This window comes from Gammaproteobacteria bacterium, assembly GCA_040183005.1.
GTDB lineage: Bacteria > Pseudomonadota > Gammaproteobacteria.
In genome coordinates, this window is record JAMPIW010000007.1 from 1 (window position 1) to 17117 (window position 17117).

16 protein-coding genes are annotated in these 17117 nt (G+C 56.3%); 8 read left to right on the forward strand and 8 right to left on the reverse strand.

What is annotated here, in order from left to right:
* Nucleotides 1–163: 163 nt before the first annotated feature.
* From M3A44_05990 to M3A44_06010, 5 genes are all read right to left on the reverse strand, one after another.
* On the reverse strand, nucleotides 164–1000 hold the full coding sequence (locus M3A44_05990) for an L-type lectin-domain containing protein (protein MEQ6341202.1): 837 nt from the start codon (nucleotides 998–1000) through the stop codon (nucleotides 164–166).
* A 314-nt stretch (nucleotides 1001–1314) separates the two neighbouring features.
* Nucleotides 1315–2262 carry an amidohydrolase family protein gene (locus M3A44_05995; GenBank protein ID MEQ6341203.1) on the reverse strand — a complete coding sequence of 316 codons (948 nt, stop codon included), beginning with the start codon at nucleotides 2260–2262 and terminating at the stop codon, nucleotides 1315–1317.
* Between the two features lie 18 nt (nucleotides 2263–2280).
* Complete coding sequence (locus M3A44_06000; protein ID MEQ6341204.1) at nucleotides 2281–3621, reverse strand: nicotinate phosphoribosyltransferase; 1341 nt, start codon at nucleotides 3619–3621, stop codon at nucleotides 2281–2283.
* Nucleotides 3621–4241, reverse strand: coding sequence for an isochorismatase family protein (locus tag M3A44_06005; protein ID MEQ6341205.1), 621 nt, complete (start codon nucleotides 4239–4241; stop codon nucleotides 3621–3623). The genes M3A44_06000 and M3A44_06005 overlap by 1 nt, the downstream gene beginning before the upstream one ends.
* Nucleotides 4242–4323: 82 nt before the next feature.
* Entirely contained in the window at nucleotides 4324–5514 is a 1191-nt protein-coding gene (locus M3A44_06010; protein ID MEQ6341206.1) for an alpha/beta hydrolase, read from the reverse strand.
* Nucleotides 5515–5742: 228 nt separating this feature from the next.
* Here M3A44_06010 and M3A44_06015 point away from each other — a divergent pair, with 228 nt between their 5' ends.
* Nucleotides 5743–6270: a hypothetical protein gene (locus M3A44_06015; protein ID MEQ6341207.1), complete on the forward strand. Its 528-nt coding sequence runs from the start codon at nucleotides 5743–5745 to the stop codon at nucleotides 6268–6270.
* A gap of 175 nt (nucleotides 6271–6445) precedes the next feature.
* Here M3A44_06015 and recN read toward each other — a convergent pair whose 3' ends face one another.
* Nucleotides 6446–8182, reverse strand: a complete 1737-nt coding sequence (gene recN / locus M3A44_06020) for a DNA repair protein RecN (protein ID MEQ6341208.1) — start codon at nucleotides 8180–8182, stop codon at nucleotides 6446–6448.
* 228 nt (nucleotides 8183–8410) lie between these two features.
* On the opposite strand from recN, the gene M3A44_06025 reads away from it, so the two are divergent.
* From M3A44_06025 to M3A44_06055, 7 genes are all read left to right on the forward strand, one after another.
* A complete protein-coding gene (locus M3A44_06025; protein ID MEQ6341209.1) occupies nucleotides 8411–9247 on the forward strand; it encodes a sterol desaturase family protein in 837 nt (278 codons plus the stop codon).
* A 102-nt stretch (nucleotides 9248–9349) separates the two neighbouring features.
* Nucleotides 9350–10777: a glutamate--tRNA ligase gene (gene gltX / locus M3A44_06030; GenBank protein ID MEQ6341210.1), complete on the forward strand. Its 1428-nt coding sequence runs from the start codon at nucleotides 9350–9352 to the stop codon at nucleotides 10775–10777.
* A 93-nt stretch (nucleotides 10778–10870) separates the two neighbouring features.
* Nucleotides 10871–11665 (forward strand): TIGR00266 family protein, encoded by a 795-nt coding sequence (locus M3A44_06035; GenBank protein MEQ6341211.1) that lies wholly within the window; start codon nucleotides 10871–10873, stop codon nucleotides 11663–11665.
* Nucleotides 11652–12791 (forward strand): M48 family metallopeptidase, encoded by a 1140-nt coding sequence (locus M3A44_06040; GenBank protein ID MEQ6341212.1) that lies wholly within the window; start codon nucleotides 11652–11654, stop codon nucleotides 12789–12791. Before M3A44_06035 ends, M3A44_06040 begins: the two co-directional genes overlap by 14 nt.
* A 10-nt stretch (nucleotides 12792–12801) precedes the next feature.
* Nucleotides 12802–13719 (forward strand): L,D-transpeptidase family protein, encoded by a 918-nt coding sequence (locus tag M3A44_06045; GenBank protein ID MEQ6341213.1) that lies wholly within the window; start codon nucleotides 12802–12804, stop codon nucleotides 13717–13719.
* Entirely contained in the window at nucleotides 13716–14270 is a 555-nt protein-coding gene (locus tag M3A44_06050; GenBank protein ID MEQ6341214.1) for a DUF882 domain-containing protein, read from the forward strand. The genes M3A44_06045 and M3A44_06050 overlap by 4 nt, the downstream gene beginning before the upstream one ends.
* A 190-nt stretch (nucleotides 14271–14460) precedes the next feature.
* Entirely contained in the window at nucleotides 14461–15342 is an 882-nt protein-coding gene (locus M3A44_06055) for a hypothetical protein (protein MEQ6341215.1), read from the forward strand.
* Nucleotides 15343–15374: 32 nt separating this feature from the next.
* On the opposite strand, the gene M3A44_06060 is transcribed toward M3A44_06055, so the two are convergent.
* The gene (locus tag M3A44_06060) at nucleotides 15375–16691 is read right to left on the reverse strand and encodes an arsenic transporter (GenBank protein MEQ6341216.1); all 1317 of its coding nucleotides are present in this window, start codon (nucleotides 16689–16691) and stop codon (nucleotides 15375–15377) included.
* A complete protein-coding gene (locus M3A44_06065) occupies nucleotides 16685–17095 on the reverse strand; it encodes an arsenate reductase ArsC (GenBank protein ID MEQ6341217.1) in 411 nt (136 codons plus the stop codon). Before M3A44_06065 ends, M3A44_06060 begins: the two co-directional genes overlap by 7 nt.
* Nucleotides 17096–17117 lie beyond the last annotated feature (22 nt).

Here is a 17117-nt window from a genome sequence, read left to right on the forward strand (position 1 = left end):
CTATCCTTTAATAGGCGCGTGGAGATTCATAGGGTCCGCCTGCATAATGAATAAGTGAGGAGGGAGATAAAAAGTGTGACGGCGGGACAAAAAAATGCCCACCCGTGACGGGGTGGGCAAGCATGCGCTTCAATTGGCGCTTATTGTTAGGGAAACGAAACGCTCAAGCTGCCTTGCGGCGACGCGCAAAACCCAGGCCGACCAACCCCAGCCCCATCAACGCGAGAGAGGCGGGTTCTGGAACCCCGTTAATCGGAGCAAAGGTGTCCACGAAGGTCCAGGACAGGACATCATGATTCGCATATGCGGCGCCAGTGCCGGAAGAGAATCCGACGAAAGCGTTGGTCGTGCCAAGATCAGTGACCAAGTCGCGGGTCAATGAAAGAATCGCCGAAGACGGCCGGGCGTTTGTCTGGGACAGACGTACTTCTAACAAATCCGTGGCGCCATTGTAGTCAATCCAGGAGTACCAGATCGCTCCATTGTTCATGTCCGGTGTAACCTCCGCGCGCACCAGCGAATTCACACTGCCGCCGACATCAATGCCAACGTGGTTGCTGCTGCCACCGTCTATACCGCCGTTGTTCCAGGTATCGAACTCAATGCCGACACTGTTGGGTACCCCGTCATAACCAATGCCACCCCCCGCACCCCCGACATTGTTCGAATTTGTCTGGACGATAAATACGAGACCATCGGCTCCGCAGCCCTGACCGTCACATGCACCCCCAGCATTGGTGAATCTGAACTGGAACGCCGTGCTGAACGATGCGTTAGACGCGAGCGAGATTGGGTTTGTGGAGAATACACTTCCAGCCTGGCTAAAGTTAGCCGGCGTCACGCGCAGAACATTGCCCACCTGCGCCGCATTGCCATTCAATGTGAGTCCGCTTGTGCTGGAGAAGTCCGTGTAAGTGATGGTGGTGGCCTGAGCCGTTCCAACCAGGCACGCCCCGGCCCCGAGTAACGCTGAGAGTAACATTTTGATTGAATAACGCATGATACATACACTCCGTTAGAGTTAGATTGATTATTTCATATAATTTTAAGCATAATACATGCCAGAATAGAGTGTAAAAATAAATTAACATTTAATACATGGGCTTAAATTTTTAGACGTACCTGACAATAGCTAACTTGGAAGATTTATGGATGGAATTGTAAAAAAAACCGACACAGAAATGGCCGCAGTCGAGCCAGCATATAAGGGTTTTTTATTGTCAAATTTATAATATATTGATTATATTGTTTTTTTATCTTTTTAGCTTTTTTATATGGTGTAAAGAAATCCGACACTCCATTATTTCCGACTTTTTATCCTTCCAGCATGCGCGTAAAGCTCTCAGGCTTCAGGTGCACCCCCAGTCCTTCCAGTAACAACGCCATGCGATCGAAGGAGTTATGTTCCGCCGCCAGTGCCGCATAGGCCTCATTGGTAAGAAAAGGGCGCCATAGCGGTGCATAAAACGGTACGGGATAATCGGTGCCGAATAGCAGTCTCTCCCAGAGGTCGGGGCGGTCGCGCCACCAGAGCAGGGCGCCCATGCGATTGGGAAAACCCAGTCCGGCGGTATCGCCGTAAAAATATGGATAGGTGCGCAGCATCGCTATGTATTCGCGCTGGGTGCGATGATTCCAGACCAGCCCGCTGGAGCCGCCGTGCGCGGCGATGACAGTCACGCCCACATCCAGCGGCAGGCGCAGGCGAGAGATCGCTCCCAGTGATTGCCGGGTAATGGACAGCACCACCTCGATGCCGGTGTGGCACAACAGCGGGAGTCTCAACTCGACAAGCTTGCGGTAAAACGGGATGTGGCGTCTGTCGGAAGGATCTATATTCTGGCTGTTGGGGAGCCACTTGATCAGTACCGCGCCCAAGGCCTTGCAGCGTGCCAGTTCTTCCAGTGCATCCGGGCGATGGGGGTGGACTGAAGCGCCGAACAGGAAGATGTCCGGCTGCTGCTGGCAATATGCCACGACATCATCATTAGGCACGGAAAAGCCAGTGTGGCGGGGGTCCAGACGGCCATGGTCGTCATGGGCAGCGTCCAGAGCCAGCAATACCGCCCGGCCCACAAAGCGCGAGGCGCGCAGGCGTTTTTCCAGTATTGCCATATAGGCTGTTGCGGGATCGTCCTGTGCCGACGTTAACCCGCCCGCCTGCCGCAGTAGCCGGAATATTGCCCGTTCACGCAGGCCGTGCGCTGCATATCCCGCGCGTGGCACGGCGTGGACGTGGATGTCGGTGTAGGGGCTGTTCATGGTGCGATGGGGCAGGTATCAAACCTGCTGTCTATCTACCTCGGTTGCAAGTTCATGCAGTGCCTGCGATACCGTCACCGTATAGCCAGGCACCGAGGTGAGGCTGTGTAGCGGTTCAGGTAGTTGGGCAAGTTGCGCACTGGCGCGCTGGCGTATCTCACTCAGAGGCGGAGACGGGGCGAGGCGCTGGCCGTTACGCATAATGGGCTGGATCAGCGCTTCTCCAGCGTATAGATCGCCCCCCTCCAACGTCAGGGTGTCCCCGGCAAATCGTCCCTTGTCATCATAGCTGCGGTACACCTGCTTGCGGCCGGGCCATGTGGCCTTGCCTTCGGAACGCTTGCGCCGGGCGCGTCCGGCGTATTCCTGGAGCTTGTAGGCGCAGTCGAGGTAGGGTGCGTCTGCGGAGGTATCCAGATGAGTGCCGATGCCGAAGCCGTCAATAGGCGCATGTGCTGCGCTGAACGCCTGCAGGGCATATTCATCAAGATTGCCACTGGCAAAGATGTGTACCTCATGCAGTCCGCCTTCATCGAGAATATGCCGCACACGGCGCGCATGTTCGGCAAGATCGCCGCTGTCGAGACGCACCGCCTTGATGGCGATGCCTTGTTCTCGCAGGCGCGGTGCGAGAGCCACCACCTTTTGCGCGGCTATCTCGGTGTCATAGGTGTCGATCAGCAGCACGACATTGTCCGGCTGTGCGCGGGCGAAGTGCTCGAAGGCGGTTTCTTCGTCCTCATGGGCTTGTACAAAAGAATGGGCCATGGTGCCGTATACCGGGATATCGAAGAGCGGCCCGGCCAAGGTTGTGGAAGTGCCATTGAGCCCGGCGATATAGCCTGCCCGCGCCGCGAGCAGGCCGGCTTCGGCACCGTGGGCGCGGCGCAGCCCGAAATCGATCAGCAGCTTCCCCGGAGCTGCCAGTACCGAGCGCGCGGCCTTGGAAGCGATCAGCGTTTGAAAATGCAGGAGATTGATGAGGCGCGTTTCCACCAGTTGCGCCTGCGGCAATGGCGCGGTGATGCGCAGGATTGGCTCATCGGGGAAGAATATAGTGCCCTCCGGCATGGCATGGACATCGCCGGTAAAGCGTAGTCCCGCCAGGTAATCAACAAATGTGTTGCTGAAATGGCGGCTGGCCGCGAGCCAGTCTAATTCCTCCGGGGTGAAGTGCAGATTTTCCAGAAAGTCCAGGGTCTGTTCCAGACCTGCGGCCATCAGGAAATTGCGCTGCGGTGGCAACTTGCGCACAAAGAACTCAAATACCGCGGTATCGAACATCTCCTGCTCGAAATAGCCTTGCAGCATGGTGAGCTGATAGAGGTCGGTGAGCAGGACGCTGGACTGGGGGTTCATCATGACAACATTTTCCACTCCACAGGTATCGCACCCTGATTCGTCATGGCCCATTCCGCCTTCACCCCGTCATTGCGATTAACATTGACCGCGCGGATTGCGTCTTCCAGCAAAAATACCTGATAGCCATGCTGGAGCGCGTCCTTAACGGTGTTGAGCACGCAGTAATCCGTTGCAAGCCCGCCGATGAACAGGCGTTGGACTTTTGCGTTGCGTAGACTGTCATCCAGGTGCGTGCCCTCGAATCCCGAATAGGCATCCTTATCAGCGCTGATTGCCTTGGAGATCACAGTCGCCGATGGGGGAAGTTGTAAATAGGGGGCGAACTGCGCGCCTGCCGAGTCCGCAATGCAATGTGGTGGCCATGGACCACCCTGGGAGTGAAAAGAGCAGTGATCGAGGGGGTGCCAGTCGCGTGTGGCGTAGACCGGCAATGCCCTGTCCTGAAAGAGCGAGAGATATTGATTCAACACCGGTACTACCTGATCACCGCAGGGTACTGTAAGGCTGCCGCCAGGCAGAAAGTCGTTTTGCACGTCGACGATCACCAGCGCATCGCCTGCTTGTAAATGGATCCGTTGGGAGGGTGAGAGATTGCCGAAAGTTGTTTGATTATGAATATTCACTTTTAGTCCCCGCTCCACAGTATCAATCTTCCACAACACCTGCAGTCCTAGCAGCCTGCCGTGCCTTCATTAAAGCCTATCCTCGCTCCTCCATCAACTCATAAATCACTCTGTACATCCGCCAGAAGTCAGGCAGATCCCGGCTCAGAAATTCCCAGGAAAAATAGCGCCAGCCCTTGGGTTCGACGTGCATCAGGCTACCTACCAGGGCAAGATTTGCCTGACCTTCAGAAACAGCCTGGGACAGAGCGATGCTTTCAGTATAAGGAATGATGTTATCGTTGCGGTCGGCGATAAGCATCAGGCGCGTTTTAAGGTGCTTGAGGTTTTTGTTGGCCAGTGTCAGTCTCGTCATGTCTGCCAGTATCTCTGAGGGAAGAGGCTGAATCAATGCGGGCGTGCGCGCTGGGTCGGTATTGGTCAGCAGGTCATACACGGCGCGCCCCTCCGGATCCAGTTCGGGGGCCAAGTGTGAAATGTCCGCGCGGTTGTCGCGCAGCTTGATCCGCACCATGGCGTCCAGAATGGCCCTGTCCTGCGGATTGCGCAGATAATCCTTGCTGCTGTCGACAAATACCCATTTGCCATAGGGGCTGGGTTGTATGTGGCGCCATTGGCCGTTTTCCTGGAAATAGCCGGTGGTGAAGAAAGTGATGACGCGCGTCAAATCATAATAGCCGCCCACCCCAACGACAAAGCGCGCCTTGTTGCGCACGTCATTCTCCAGGGCGGCCAACACCGTCAGTCCCACCGCGTAACTAAAGGCGACCATCCCCGCCCGCCCTTTCGGGGCGAGATCACTTCGGCTCACGAGAAAGACAAAGGCATCGGCCACCGCGCGGGCGTCCGAGGGGCGCACACGCATCGCCCTGAACCCCGGCATGTCCGGTACCAATACCGCGAAGCGGGCGCGAGCCAGGGTGTGGGCCAGCGCGACCAGGCGCGGGTCATCCTTGCCCTCGGGCACGATACCGGGCACCAGCACGATTCCTGCTCCAGGGAGTCCTTCGCCAGGCAGGTAGAGATCGCCGCGATGAGAGCGCCCCATGACAGTGTAGTTTACCGACGTGCGCTTAGGTTGCGGGGTGACCGCCTTCAATCGGCTCGGTGCGGCGGCGGTGTTGATGTCGGCGAGCACCAGCAGCGATTCGTAAGCGCGGTTGAACTGCGGCCAGGAAACGAGGGTGAGCAGGGATAGAACGGCAAGTATTGCCCACAGCGCGAGCTGTTTTTTTAGAAAACGACGTGATAAGGCAGGTGTGCTCAAAGTTGCTCTCCCACATTGTCCCCTGCACGGTGATCATGTCCAGCAATAACTTCTTACATGTGGTTCACGGCTACCCTGACAGTTTACCGTGTGTGTTGAGATATGTTTGATATAGATCAAAGAAATCATTCTTGAGTCACTGTATTCTTCTACGAGGCTGCTGTTTCAGCAGACCGTAGCGCTTTGGATGAAATTTTAAAATCTGCGGCTTAATGGAAGGAGAAAACCATGGAAAAGAAAACCGAGAAAGAGGTCAGGCAGGAAGTCGATCAACGCTTGCGGGAAATCGCTCTCCTGAAGGAGGAGATTCAGCATCAGGGGCTGGTCTTCTCTTGTCTGAATGAAAATCAGTTGCTAAGGAAGGTCAAAGGCGAATCTTCCAAGTCACCTTATATATATGCGCAGGGCTGGACCAGTGGTACGACGCCGGGAAGCGCCGCCGTCTACACAGTTTATATCGCCAATCCGGATCCCGCGTCCTACTATCCGATGTTCGTGTCTATCTTCTTTGGTGTCGCCAATTTTCTGGATGACATCGGCGCAGGACTGAGCGGCAGGGATACCCGATGGCCGTATCTGTCGATAGCGCCATTCAGCCTTGCGGCAGGAGCGACCACCAGCAAAACCTTTAACTACACCACCCCGGCAGGCATTGCTCTCTCAACCTACACGGGAAATTCGGTGGTATGGAGAGGCGACTGGCACGATAAGGGGGTTTATTTGGACAGGGGACTCTTCTCCATTACCCTATCGTAAAGGTATCAACCTAAAAAAACTCAGTTATCCACGAAATTCACGAAAAAACACGAAAATATTCAAGTGCATATCGCGTGTTACTTGCCACCCATCCGGTGAATTGCTGAAGCAATCCATGTTTTTGCTTTATTTCGTGAATTTTGTGTTTTTCGTGGACAAAAAGAGGTTTTAAGGATCAAAGCTTCACACTGCCTATTCTCCGGCGGGTCTTCGTGCCTGCCGGGCCGGGTGTTTTTTCGCTTGTGCCCGCCCGTCCAATCATCTCCCGTGCATGCGCCCGCGTCTGCTCGGTGATTTCCACGCCGCCCAGCATGCGGGCGATTTCTTCGTTGCGTGTGCTGTCATCCAGCCGGCGGATGCCGGTGGTGGTGCTGTTGTGTTGAGTTTGTTTGCTGACATAGAGGTGATGGTGGCCGAGCGCCGCGACCTGGGGCAGGTGGGTGACGCACAGCACCTGGTGAGATTCGCCCAGTGCGCGCAGTTGCCGACCGACGGTCTCCGCTACGCCGCCGCCGATGCCGGTGTCCACTTCGTCGAAGATCAGGGTCGGGATGTGGCTGCTGTGGGCAGTGATCACCTGGATGGCAAGACTGGTGCGCGACAGCTCGCCGCCTGATGCTACCTTGTGCAACGGTTTCACGGGCTGGCCAGGATTGGTGCTGACCAGAAACTCCACGCGCTCCATGCCCGTGGGTGAAAAGCGTTCATCATCCAGCGGGTGCAGTGCGATCTCAAAGCGCGCATTCGGCAGACCCAGCGGCTGCATGGCGGTGGTCACCCGTTCGGCCAAGTCGCCCGCGGCGCGGCTGCGGCCTTCACCCAAGGCGCGCGCCTGTTCGCGATAGGCGAGGGCAATCTGGTCAAGTTCGTTTTGCAACTGTCCAAGGCGCGCGTCGCTGTGTTCTATCGCCGCCAGCTCGTCACTCAATCGTGCCAGCAGGGCGGGCAGCTCACCGGGCGGGACGCGGTGCTTGCGTGCCAGTTGATGTATCGTATCAAGGCGTTGTTCTATCCATTGCAGGCGTTCCGGGTCGAGCTCCAGGCTTTCGCGGTAATGGCGCAACTCGTTCGCGCATTCGCCGGTCTGGATGAGTGCGTTGTTGAGCAGGTCGCACGCGGCGGCGAGGCGGTTGTCGATGGTGCGCAACTGCTCGACTTCGCCCAGCACCTTGTCAAGGATGGTGAGCACTGCACCCTCGTCGCTTTCGTAGAGGCTGTGCAGCGCGGATTGGCAGGTTTCCAGCAGGCGCCCGGCATTGGCCAGCCGTGCATGTTCTTCCTCAAGCGCGCTGACTTCCTGTTCGCCCAGTTCCAGCGCCTCCAGCTCGCCTGCCTGATAGCGCAGCAGTTCCAGGCGCGATTTGCGGTCATGCGCGGCGCGGCGCAATGTTTCCAGCTCCGCGCCTGACGCCTTCCACTGCTTGTAGGTTTTTTCGAGGCTGGCGAGCAGTGCGGCGTGCCCCGCATAATCATCCAGCAACTGGCGCTGCACATCGCTTTTGAGCAGCGACTGATGTTCATTCTGGCCATGAATATCCACCAGCTTTTCTCCCAGCTCCTGAAGCATCTGCAGGGGAACGGTGCGGCCATTGATGTAGCCCTTGGAGCGTCCTTCGGCGGAGATAGTGCGGCGCAGCAGGCAATCGCCGTCCGCATCCAGCTCGTGTTCCGCAAGCCACGCCTGGGCCGCGGCCATGCCACTCACATCAAACGCCGCATTGATCTCGGTGCGTTCGCAGCCATGACGGACTACGCCGCTGTCGGCGCGGTCGCCCAGCACCAGGCCGAGGGCATCCACCAGAATGGACTTACCCGCTCCGGTCTCTCCGGTGAGCACCGTCATGCCGTGGCTCAGTTCCAGGTCAAGGTGGTCGATGATGGTGAAGTCGCGAATCTCGATGTGTGTCAGCATGGTTGCGAGTATGGTTACTTAAGGTGTGGTGGTGAGTAGTTTATTCAAACCCGCGTTGCGCCGCTATCTTTCAGTGCGAAGATTGCATCAAATAGTCCAGGAGCCTGCCGGACTTATTGCCGGCAAACCGATAGAATAACGGTACTCCCAAAGGGCGCTGAATAGGAAGCAAAATCTGGGCACGAATGAATTCTCGAATAGAAATGTGATCCAAATGGAATGCGGAATATGAATGAATTCGTCATGGGCCATGAGGCGGCTATCCGGCTAGGCGTTTTTCTGGGGGTTTTCATCCTGGTGGCCGTGGGTGAGATGCTGGCGCCACGCCGCACCCTGAGCACCTTGAAGGGCGTGCGCTGGTTTGGCAATCTGGGTATTGTATTTCTCAACACTTTGGCGGTGCGCGCGCTGTTCCCTATGGCGGCAGTGGGTATGGCATTGCTGGCCGAAGAACGCGGCTGGGGGTTGTTGAATAATATTGAGATGCCTTACTGGCTGGCGGTGGTGGTGGCCGTGGTGGTGCTGGATTTCGTCATTTATCTCCAGCACGTTATGTTTCATGCCGTTCCCCTGCTGTGGCGCCTGCACATGATGCACCATGCCGACCTGGATTATGATGTGACCACCGGCGCGCGTTTTCACCCCATCGAGATCATTCTGTCGATGTTGATCAAGTTGGCTGCGGTGAGCGTTCTCGGGCCGCCCGCACTGGCCGTGCTGATTTTTGAGGTGCTGTTGAACGCCACGGCAATGTTTAATCACGGTAACCTGCGTATCCCTTTGCCTATGGATCGGGCGCTGCGGCTTTTCGTGGTGACACCGGACATGCACCGCGTGCATCACTCCGTGATAGCGCGCGAGACCAACAGCAACTTCGGTTTCAACCTGCCGTGGTGGGATAGGCTGTGCGGCACCTATTGCGCCCAGCCGGAGCAAGGGCATGAGGGTATGACCATTGGGCTCAAGCAGTTCCGCGATCCGAAGCGGCTTACCTTGCCGTGGATGCTGGCTCTGCCGTTCATGGGCAAGACGGGCGACTATCCCATTAACCGGCGAGGATCTTGACCATACGCCGCTCCTGTCGGTTCAGTGATTCTGCCTGAGAAGGGTAGGGCATCTGCATATAATTTTTGTCGTTGAGGCGCGTTTCCGTTACCATGTTGAGCTATGACTACGACTCCTATTAAAACCCGCTTTGCCCCCAGTCCCAGTGGTTTTCTGCATCTTGGCAATGCCCGCACGGCGCTGTTCAGCGCGCTGCTTGCCCGACCTGAACCGGGTGTTTTTCTGTTGCGTATTGAGGATACCGATCAGGGTCGCAGCAAGACCGAATATATCCAGGCGGTTGAGGAAGATTTGCGCTGGCTAGGTCTGGATTGGCAGGAGGGGCCCTCCGTGGGTGGGGAGCATGGCCCCTATCTGCAATCGGAGCGGGACACAATTTATCGGAATTATTTCGACGTTCTGGAGCAGGAGGGGCACGCCTACCTGTGTTTTTGCAGTGACCGTGAGCTTGATCTGACGCGCAAGACGCAGCTCGCTGCGGGTCAGCCGCCGCGTTATCCGGGCACATGTGCGCGATTGAGCCCAGATGAGGTGGTGGCACGATTGCAGCGTGGGTTGCAGCCGACCTTGCGTTTTCGCGTCCCGCCCCGTCAGATGGTGGAGTTCGATGATCTGGTGCGCGGGCCGCAGAAGTTTAACAGCGGTGATATCGGTGATTTCATTATCCGCCGCGCCGATGGCTCGCCTGCGTTCTTTTTCAGTAATGCGATTGACGATGCCTTGATGGGGGTGACCCATGTGCTGCGCGGAGAAGATCATCTCACCAACACGCCGCGCCAGATCCTGCTGCTTGAGGCGCTGGGGCTGCGTGTGCCGAGCTATGGGCATATCTCGATGATACTTGGCGCTGACGGTGCGCCGCTCTCCAAGCGTCATGGCAGCCGCAGCATCCGTGAGTTGCGCGAGACGGGTTATTTGCCGGGGGCGGTCACCAATTATATGGCGCGCCTGGGCCACCATTATGAAAACAATGCTTATATGGATCTGGATGGACTCGCGGCGGAGTTCGGCGCCGGCCATCTGGGCCGTGCGCCCGCGCATTATGACACTACCCATTTGTTGCACTGGCAGCGCGAGGCGATTGTCCACGCTCATTCTGACGCGCTATGGCAGTGGATGGGAGAGGAGGTGCATGCCTTGGTGCCGGAGGAGGATGTACCTGCCTTTGTCGCGGCGGTGCGGACCAATGTCATATTCCCGGAACATGCATTGAAGTGGGCGCGGATTCTCTGCGCCGATCCGCTGGAGCTGAATGACGACGCCGCGCGGCAGGTGGTCAGCGAGGCTGGTAGCGCATTTTTTGAACATGCACTGGCTGGGTTGGAACGGCATCACACCGATTTCAAGGAGCTGGTCAATCACATAAAACAGGAAACCGGCGCTAAAGGCAAAGCGCTGTTTCATCCCCTGCGTGCCGCGCTGACGGGGGAGCTGGACGGGCCGGAAATGACGAATGTTATGCCGCTGCTGCCGCTGGAACGGGCGCGGGCGCGCTTGCAGGTCTGCCTTGAAATGGCCGATCGTAAGTAGGGTGCGTTCCACGCACCATTATCATTGGCGCGTGGAACGCACCCTACATTTGCCCCCTACTCAATCAATTGATTATTTTCCCAGGAGATAAAAATGGCCGAAATGCATGAAATTGACTATCAAATCTTCGGCTCGGAGATGCAGTACGTCGAGATCGAGCTCGATCCGCAGGAAGCGGCAGTGGCGGAGGCGGGCGGCATGATGTATATGGAGGACGGTATCGCCTTGGAAACCGTGTTTGGCGATGGTTCGCAACAGAAATCCGGGTTTCTCGGCGCGCTGATGGGGGCGGGCAAGCGCCTGCTGACTGGCGAGTCGTTGTTTATGACGATTTTCATGAACCAGGGCAGCGGTAAGAGAAAAGTCGCCTTCGCTGCGCCGTATCCCGGCAAGATTGTCCCATTGCACCTGGCGGATATGGGGGGGCAGATCATCTGCCAGAAGGATTCCTTTCTGTGCGCCGCCAAGGGTGTCTCGGTCGGCATCGCCTTTCAGAAAAAACTCGGTGTCGGTTTGTTCGGTGGCGAAGGATTTATCATGCAAAAGCTGGAAGGCGATGGGTATGCCTTTGTCCATGCGGGCGGGACGTTGATGGAGAGAACGCTTGCCCCCGGCGAATTGATCCGGGTCGACACTGGTTGTTTGGTGGCGTTGCAACCCTCGGTGTCCTATGACATCGAATATGTAGGCAAGATTAAGTCGGCCCTGTTCGGTGGCGAAGGCCTGTTCTTCGCCACACTGCGCGGGCCGGGCAAGGTCTGGCTGCAATCACTTCCTCTGAGCCGCTTGGCAAACCGTATCTATGCCGCCATGCCTGCCACAGGGGGAAGCCGTGAAGAGGGATCTGTGTTAGGCGGATTGGGGAATATTCTGGGTGGAGACAGATAACCCGGGTCATTCTTCCCGTTGGATGGTATCTTTCTCTGCAACGTGTTTTGGCCCAGGGCTGCGGCCCCATGGCGAGAAGATTCCTGTCCGGATCGGGGAGGAGGGCCTATGCCTTTGGCCGGAAGAGCCACTGGAACAGATCATACCGTATCAGGATGTCCAAGTTTCCGCGGGCGGCTTTGACCATGAACAGATGATCCTGGCGTGGACTAAGGACGCACAGGCTTGGTCGCTGACGCTGACGGATAAACACGCCAAGGATATCCTGCTCGCCCATGCCCCCCCTGCACTGGCTCCGCAATTGGTGCAGTGGCGCAAGAAGATCCATGGTGCCCAAAAAAAGATGCGGGCAGGATGGGTTGCACTAATACTGTTTTTGTTGGCCCCCTTTCTCTTGCTGGCAGTGCTGTTGTGGAATCCTGATCCGGTTATCGGCTGGACGGTCAATCGCATCTCGATAGAGAACGAGCAGAAGCTGGGTGATCTCATCTTTGAGCAGACCCGGCCCTCGCTCAAGCTCGTTACGCAGGGCGAAGCGCCGCGCGTTGTGGCGGAGATCGGCCAGAAATTAGTCGCAGGTTCCCCGTATACGTTCAAATGGCACGTCGCCGATGATCCGGCAATCAATGCCTTCGCCATCCCCGGCGGGCATGTTGTGGTATTTTCCGGCCTGATCAAGGCGGCCGATTCGTCTGAGGAAGTGGCCGGAGTTTTAGCCCATGAAATCGAACATGTCTTGCAGCGCCATACTCTGAAAGCAATGGTCCACAACCTGGGGTGGCGCGCGGTGATTGCCATGGTGACCGGCGACTGGACGGGCAGTTTGCTGGGCGAATTCGCCACCCAGATGGGCGTTTTGAAGTATGGCAGAGACAAAGAGTCCGAGGCGGATCTGAAAGGCTTACAGCTCCTTAAGCGGGCGCAGATCGATCCCAACGGCATGGAACGTTTTTTTGACAAGTTGTCCAACCGAGGTGGTGCGCAGATTGCGCTTTTGTCCACTCATCCCGCAAGCAGGGAGCGGATGGAGGCATTGCGCGCCGCTATAAAGGAGGCCGGCACATGGCGCAGTAAGCCCCTCCCGTATGATTGGGGGAGGGTCAAGGCATCGTTGCCATCTCAATAATTGGAATTATATGAATAGAAGGGTTTCCTCGGGATTGATATGTTTGATGTTTGCCGCATGGATACCCGTTGCCGGGGCGCAAGAGACGGCGGTGTTTCCAGCGGAACTGGTGGGTGAGACGTTTGAATACACAGTGCAACCCGGTGATTCCCTGACCCGTATCGGTGCCCGCTTTGGTGTCGAGCAGACCGTTCTTGCGCGGACAAATGACATAAAATACAGTGCCATGCTCCATCCCGGTCAATTGTTGTGGGTTGATAACCGCCATATCGTCCCGGAACGGCTGGAGGAGGGCATACTGATCAACCTGCCGCAGCGCATGCTGTATTATTTTCAGGCAGGTAAGATGACGCTCCATTATCCAGTAGGGCTAGGGCGCCCAAGCTGGCCGACACCGGATGGGCGCTTCAAGGTTGTCGATCCTCAGGAAAACAAGACCTGGCATGTGCCCAAGTCCATCCAGGAGGAGATGCGCCGGGAAGGAAAAGTTGTGCTAACCCAAGTGCCGCCGGGCCCGGATAATCCTTTGGGGAAACACTGGATTGGCCTGAGTCTTCCGGGCATTGGCATTCATGGCACTATCGCCCCGGCGAGTATCTACCATTTTCAGAGCCATGGTTGTATTCGCTCGCACCCGGACGACATCGCCGCGCTTTTTCAGCGTGTGACCAAAGGCGAGTCCGGCAAGATCATATACACCCCTGTGTTGCTGGCGCGTCTTGAGGATGGCCGCATCTTTCTTGAGGTAAACCGGGATATTTACAAAAAGGGGATTGATCCGATAACCATTGTGGAGAGATCAGCCCAGGCCCAGGGGATCACCGATATGTTAGACTGGGACAAAGTGAAATACGTAATTCGACTCAAGGAAGGGCTGGCCCGTGAAATAGGCTTGCCGGCTCCTGTTTCAAATGGAGGCATTCAATGAAAGACACCAGCCGACGCCAATTTTTGAAGCTAGGGTTGCTTGTCGCGGCAGCAGGGCTGCTTCCCTTTCCAGCGCGCGCTGCACTGCGCGATGTTATGGCACCGGAACGGGCGTTGGCCTTGTATAACACCCACACCGGAGAAAGCATCAAGACTGTCTATTGGGCGGAAGGTGGTTATATCCCTGAGGCATTGGCGAGCATTAACCATATCTTGCGCGATCACCGCAATGATGAAATAAAAGACATGTCTCCCGCATTGCTGGACTTGCTTTACAGCGTCAACAATGCCGTGGATGCCCGTCAGCCCTTCCATATTGTTTCCGGTTACCGCTCGCCCGCCACCAATGCCATGCTTGCCGCGCGCAGTGATGGCGTGGCCAGACACAGCATGCATTTGGATGGGAAAGCGACGGATATCCGTGTTCCAGGCCGTGACCTGATTCAGGTACGCCGCGCCGCGCTGATGCTGCAAGGCGGAGGCGTTGGCTATTATCCCGGCTCTGATTTTGTCCACGTGGATGTGGGCAGGGTACGGCAGTGGCAGGGTTGAGTGTATTCAACCGCCATGCCGGCCCTGAGCAGAATCGACAGGCCGCCAGTATCTGAACCCATTAACTACGAAACATACGTCGCAGATGTGTAGGTTGGGTTAGGCGCGGCTTTTGCGACGTAACCCAATAAAACCCGATCATCCGCCCCCGATTTTTTTGAAGTGATTTTTTTTGACCCAGGAGCCGTTGATGGAAGACAAGGAGGGTAAGAGCTGGAACATCATTGATTTGCTGAAGGCATCGGGTGGCTTGCTGACAGCGATAACAATAGCCCTGGTTGGTTATTACACCAATAATTCATTGGAGAGAATGAAAGCCAATGAAACGCGCTCCCAACTTTATGCTGAAATAATGAGTAAGCGTGAAGAGGCGGAAAGCGCGCTACGTAAGGACATGTTCGTATCGATTCTTCAGTCCTTTCTTGATAAGGGCGCTGATTCCCTCGAAAAAAAGGTGCTCAACCTCGAGCTGCTCGCCTATAACTTTCATGAGGCGCTCAATCTTAAGCCGCTTTTCCTGCATGTGGCCAAACAGGTCAATGCTAGCACGGATCCCAACAAGCAGGATTACCTGGAGAGGCTAGAGCGCGTGGGCCATGATGTGGCGATGAAACAGGTCATGGTGCTCAGCGGGGCGGGCAGCAGCTTTGACAGGGTTGTCGATTTGGAGAGCTTGCGCGCCGGCGATAAAGGTGTTGGTGTCGCTCTGGACGAAGGAACGCTTGAGGTGGACGGTATTAAGCGTACCTTCAGGATTCGTATCACCGAAGAAGACCCCGCAACGCGGGAGATGAAGACCATGTTGACGGTTGCCACGCCCACCAAGGATGGCAAGGAAAATACCAGTGTCAGCGAATTCTGGGTGGGTTCGTTCGATTTTCCAATGATAGATAACGTACGCCTGTTACCCGGGCAGCGCTGTGCGATAGTGATTAACAGGTATGATCAGAAAAGCGCCTACATTACCTTGATCTATTTCCCTGGAAGCTATGCCGGCCTCAAGGAGAAGCCTTACTTTGATGAGGTAATGAGGCAGCTTCTCGGGAGTTCCCAAAAAAGCGCTGGCGTTTAGAGCCTATTCCTGAATAAATTATCTATCACCCCCTAAAAGCGCAAGAATTGCAGCCATGCAGTTAGCCCAAGCAGGGTGAGGAATAACACCGGCACTATCAGCACGATGCCGACGCGAAAAAAATATCCCCAGCCGATGTGCATGCCACGCTGCGCCAATACGTGCAGCCACAGCAGGGTCGCCAGGCTACCGATGGGGGTGATTTTGGGGCCGAGGTCGCAGCCGATGACGTTGGCGTAAATCATGGCTTCACGCACGGCTGGTGAGAGCGTTGCGTCGTCGATGGCGAGGCTGCCGATCAGCACGGTCGGCATGTTGTTCATCACCGCCGATAAGCCAGCAAACAGAAAGCCTGAGCCGAGCGTGGCAAGCCATACGCCTTGTCCGTCCAACCATTCAAGCGTGCGGCTCAGTTCGGCGGTCAATCCCTGTTTGCGCAAGCCAAACACCACCAGATACATCCCCAGCGAAAATAGCACCACCTGCCAAGGCGCCTCGCGCAATAAGGTGGATATTGGAATGACGGCACTTGGTTGTTGTTTCAGAAAATGTTCACGCCCCGCTGCCATTATCAGGATCAAGGCGGCCGATCCGGCAACTGCGGAGACCGGCAAATGCAGTGAGTGCGAGGAAAAATATCCAACCAATAACAGTATCAAAACAAGCCAACCCGTTTTGAACACAAATGGATTGCGAATCGCCTGTGCAGGGTCATCAAGGGCGGAAGCATCGAAACGCGGTGGTATATCTTTTCGGAAAAACAGCCAGAGCACCAGCATCGTAGCTGCCAGTGAAACCAGATTCACCGGGAACATGACCAACGCATAACTGCTAAATGAGATATCGAAATAATTGGCGGTGACGATGTTGACCAGGTTGGAGATCATCAGCGGCAGGCTGGTGGTGTCCACCACAAACCCGGTCGCCATGATGAACGCCAGCGAGGCTCTGGGAGTGAAACGCAAGGCGCGCAGCATCTCATAGACGATCGGGGTAAGTATCAGCACCCCGCCATCATTGGCGAACAATGCAGCCACTGTGGCGCCGAGCAGGATGATCAACAGAAATAGCCAATGTCCACGGCCATTGCCCCAACGCGCCACATGCAACGCCGCCCATTCAAAAAACCCAGCGGCGTCCAGTATCAGGGAAATGAGGATCAGGGCGATGAAGGTAAAGGTGGCGTCCCACACGATGTTCCATACGATGGGCACATCTGCAAGTGAGATGACGCCGCTGAGCAACGCCACCAGCGCCCCACCCAACGCGCTCCAGCCGATGCCGAGTTTTTTCGGTTGCCAGATAACCAGCGTCAGGGTGACGATGAAAATCAGCGCCGCAATCAGCATAAGCGGCGTTTGATTTCCGGCAGCAGTTGATCACGGATTTGATTACGCACCCGGATGAAGCTTTCCAGCGGCTCGCCGTGGGGGTCGTGAAACGGCATGTGGATGCTTTTGATGGGTTTGGGGAAGACTGGGCATGTTTCCCTGGCGTTGTCACATACCGTAACCACCAGGTCGATGGATTCATCCATCACGGAGTCCACTGTCTTGGGATGCAGCCCGGCGGTGTCGATATCGAGCTGTTGTAGCGCAGTGATGGCGCCGTCCGCCACCTTGGGGCCTGGGTTGGTTCCAGCGGAGAGGGCGCGGATATGTGGCCCCAGGTCATGATCAATCAGGGCCTCGGCCATCTGGCTGCGGCAGGAGTTGCCGGTGCAGAGAATCAAAACCGTTTTGCGTGTATTCATTTTTATCCTGAATATACATTCG

Bases quoted from the DNA above. Each gene is read 5' to 3' on its own strand.
- M3A44_05990 (MEQ6341202.1), bottom strand. From the start codon at position 1,000: ATGCGTTATTCAATCAAAATGTTACTCTCAGCGTTACTCGGGGCCGGG.
- M3A44_05995 (MEQ6341203.1), bottom strand. From the start codon at position 2,262: ATGAACAGCCCCTACACCGACATCCACGTCCACGCCGTGCCACGCGCG.
- M3A44_06000 (MEQ6341204.1), bottom strand. From the start codon at position 3,621: ATGAACCCCCAGTCCAGCGTCCTGCTCACCGACCTCTATCAGCTCACC.
- M3A44_06015 (MEQ6341207.1), top strand. From the start codon at position 5,743: ATGGAAAAGAAAACCGAGAAAGAGGTCAGGCAGGAAGTCGATCAACGC.
- recN (MEQ6341208.1), bottom strand. From the start codon at position 8,182: ATGCTGACACACATCGAGATTCGCGACTTCACCATCATCGACCACCTT.
- M3A44_06025 (MEQ6341209.1), top strand. From the start codon at position 8,411: ATGAATGAATTCGTCATGGGCCATGAGGCGGCTATCCGGCTAGGCGTT.
- gltX (MEQ6341210.1), top strand. From the start codon at position 9,350: ATGACTACGACTCCTATTAAAACCCGCTTTGCCCCCAGTCCCAGTGGT.
- M3A44_06035 (MEQ6341211.1), top strand. From the start codon at position 10,871: ATGGCCGAAATGCATGAAATTGACTATCAAATCTTCGGCTCGGAGATG.
- M3A44_06045 (MEQ6341213.1), top strand. From the start codon at position 12,802: ATGAATAGAAGGGTTTCCTCGGGATTGATATGTTTGATGTTTGCCGCA.
- M3A44_06050 (MEQ6341214.1), top strand. From the start codon at position 13,716: ATGAAAGACACCAGCCGACGCCAATTTTTGAAGCTAGGGTTGCTTGTC.
- M3A44_06055 (MEQ6341215.1), top strand. From the start codon at position 14,461: ATGGAAGACAAGGAGGGTAAGAGCTGGAACATCATTGATTTGCTGAAG.
- M3A44_06060 (MEQ6341216.1), bottom strand. From the start codon at position 16,691: ATGCTGATTGCGGCGCTGATTTTCATCGTCACCCTGACGCTGGTTATC.
- M3A44_06065 (MEQ6341217.1), bottom strand. From the start codon at position 17,095: ATGAATACACGCAAAACGGTTTTGATTCTCTGCACCGGCAACTCCTGC.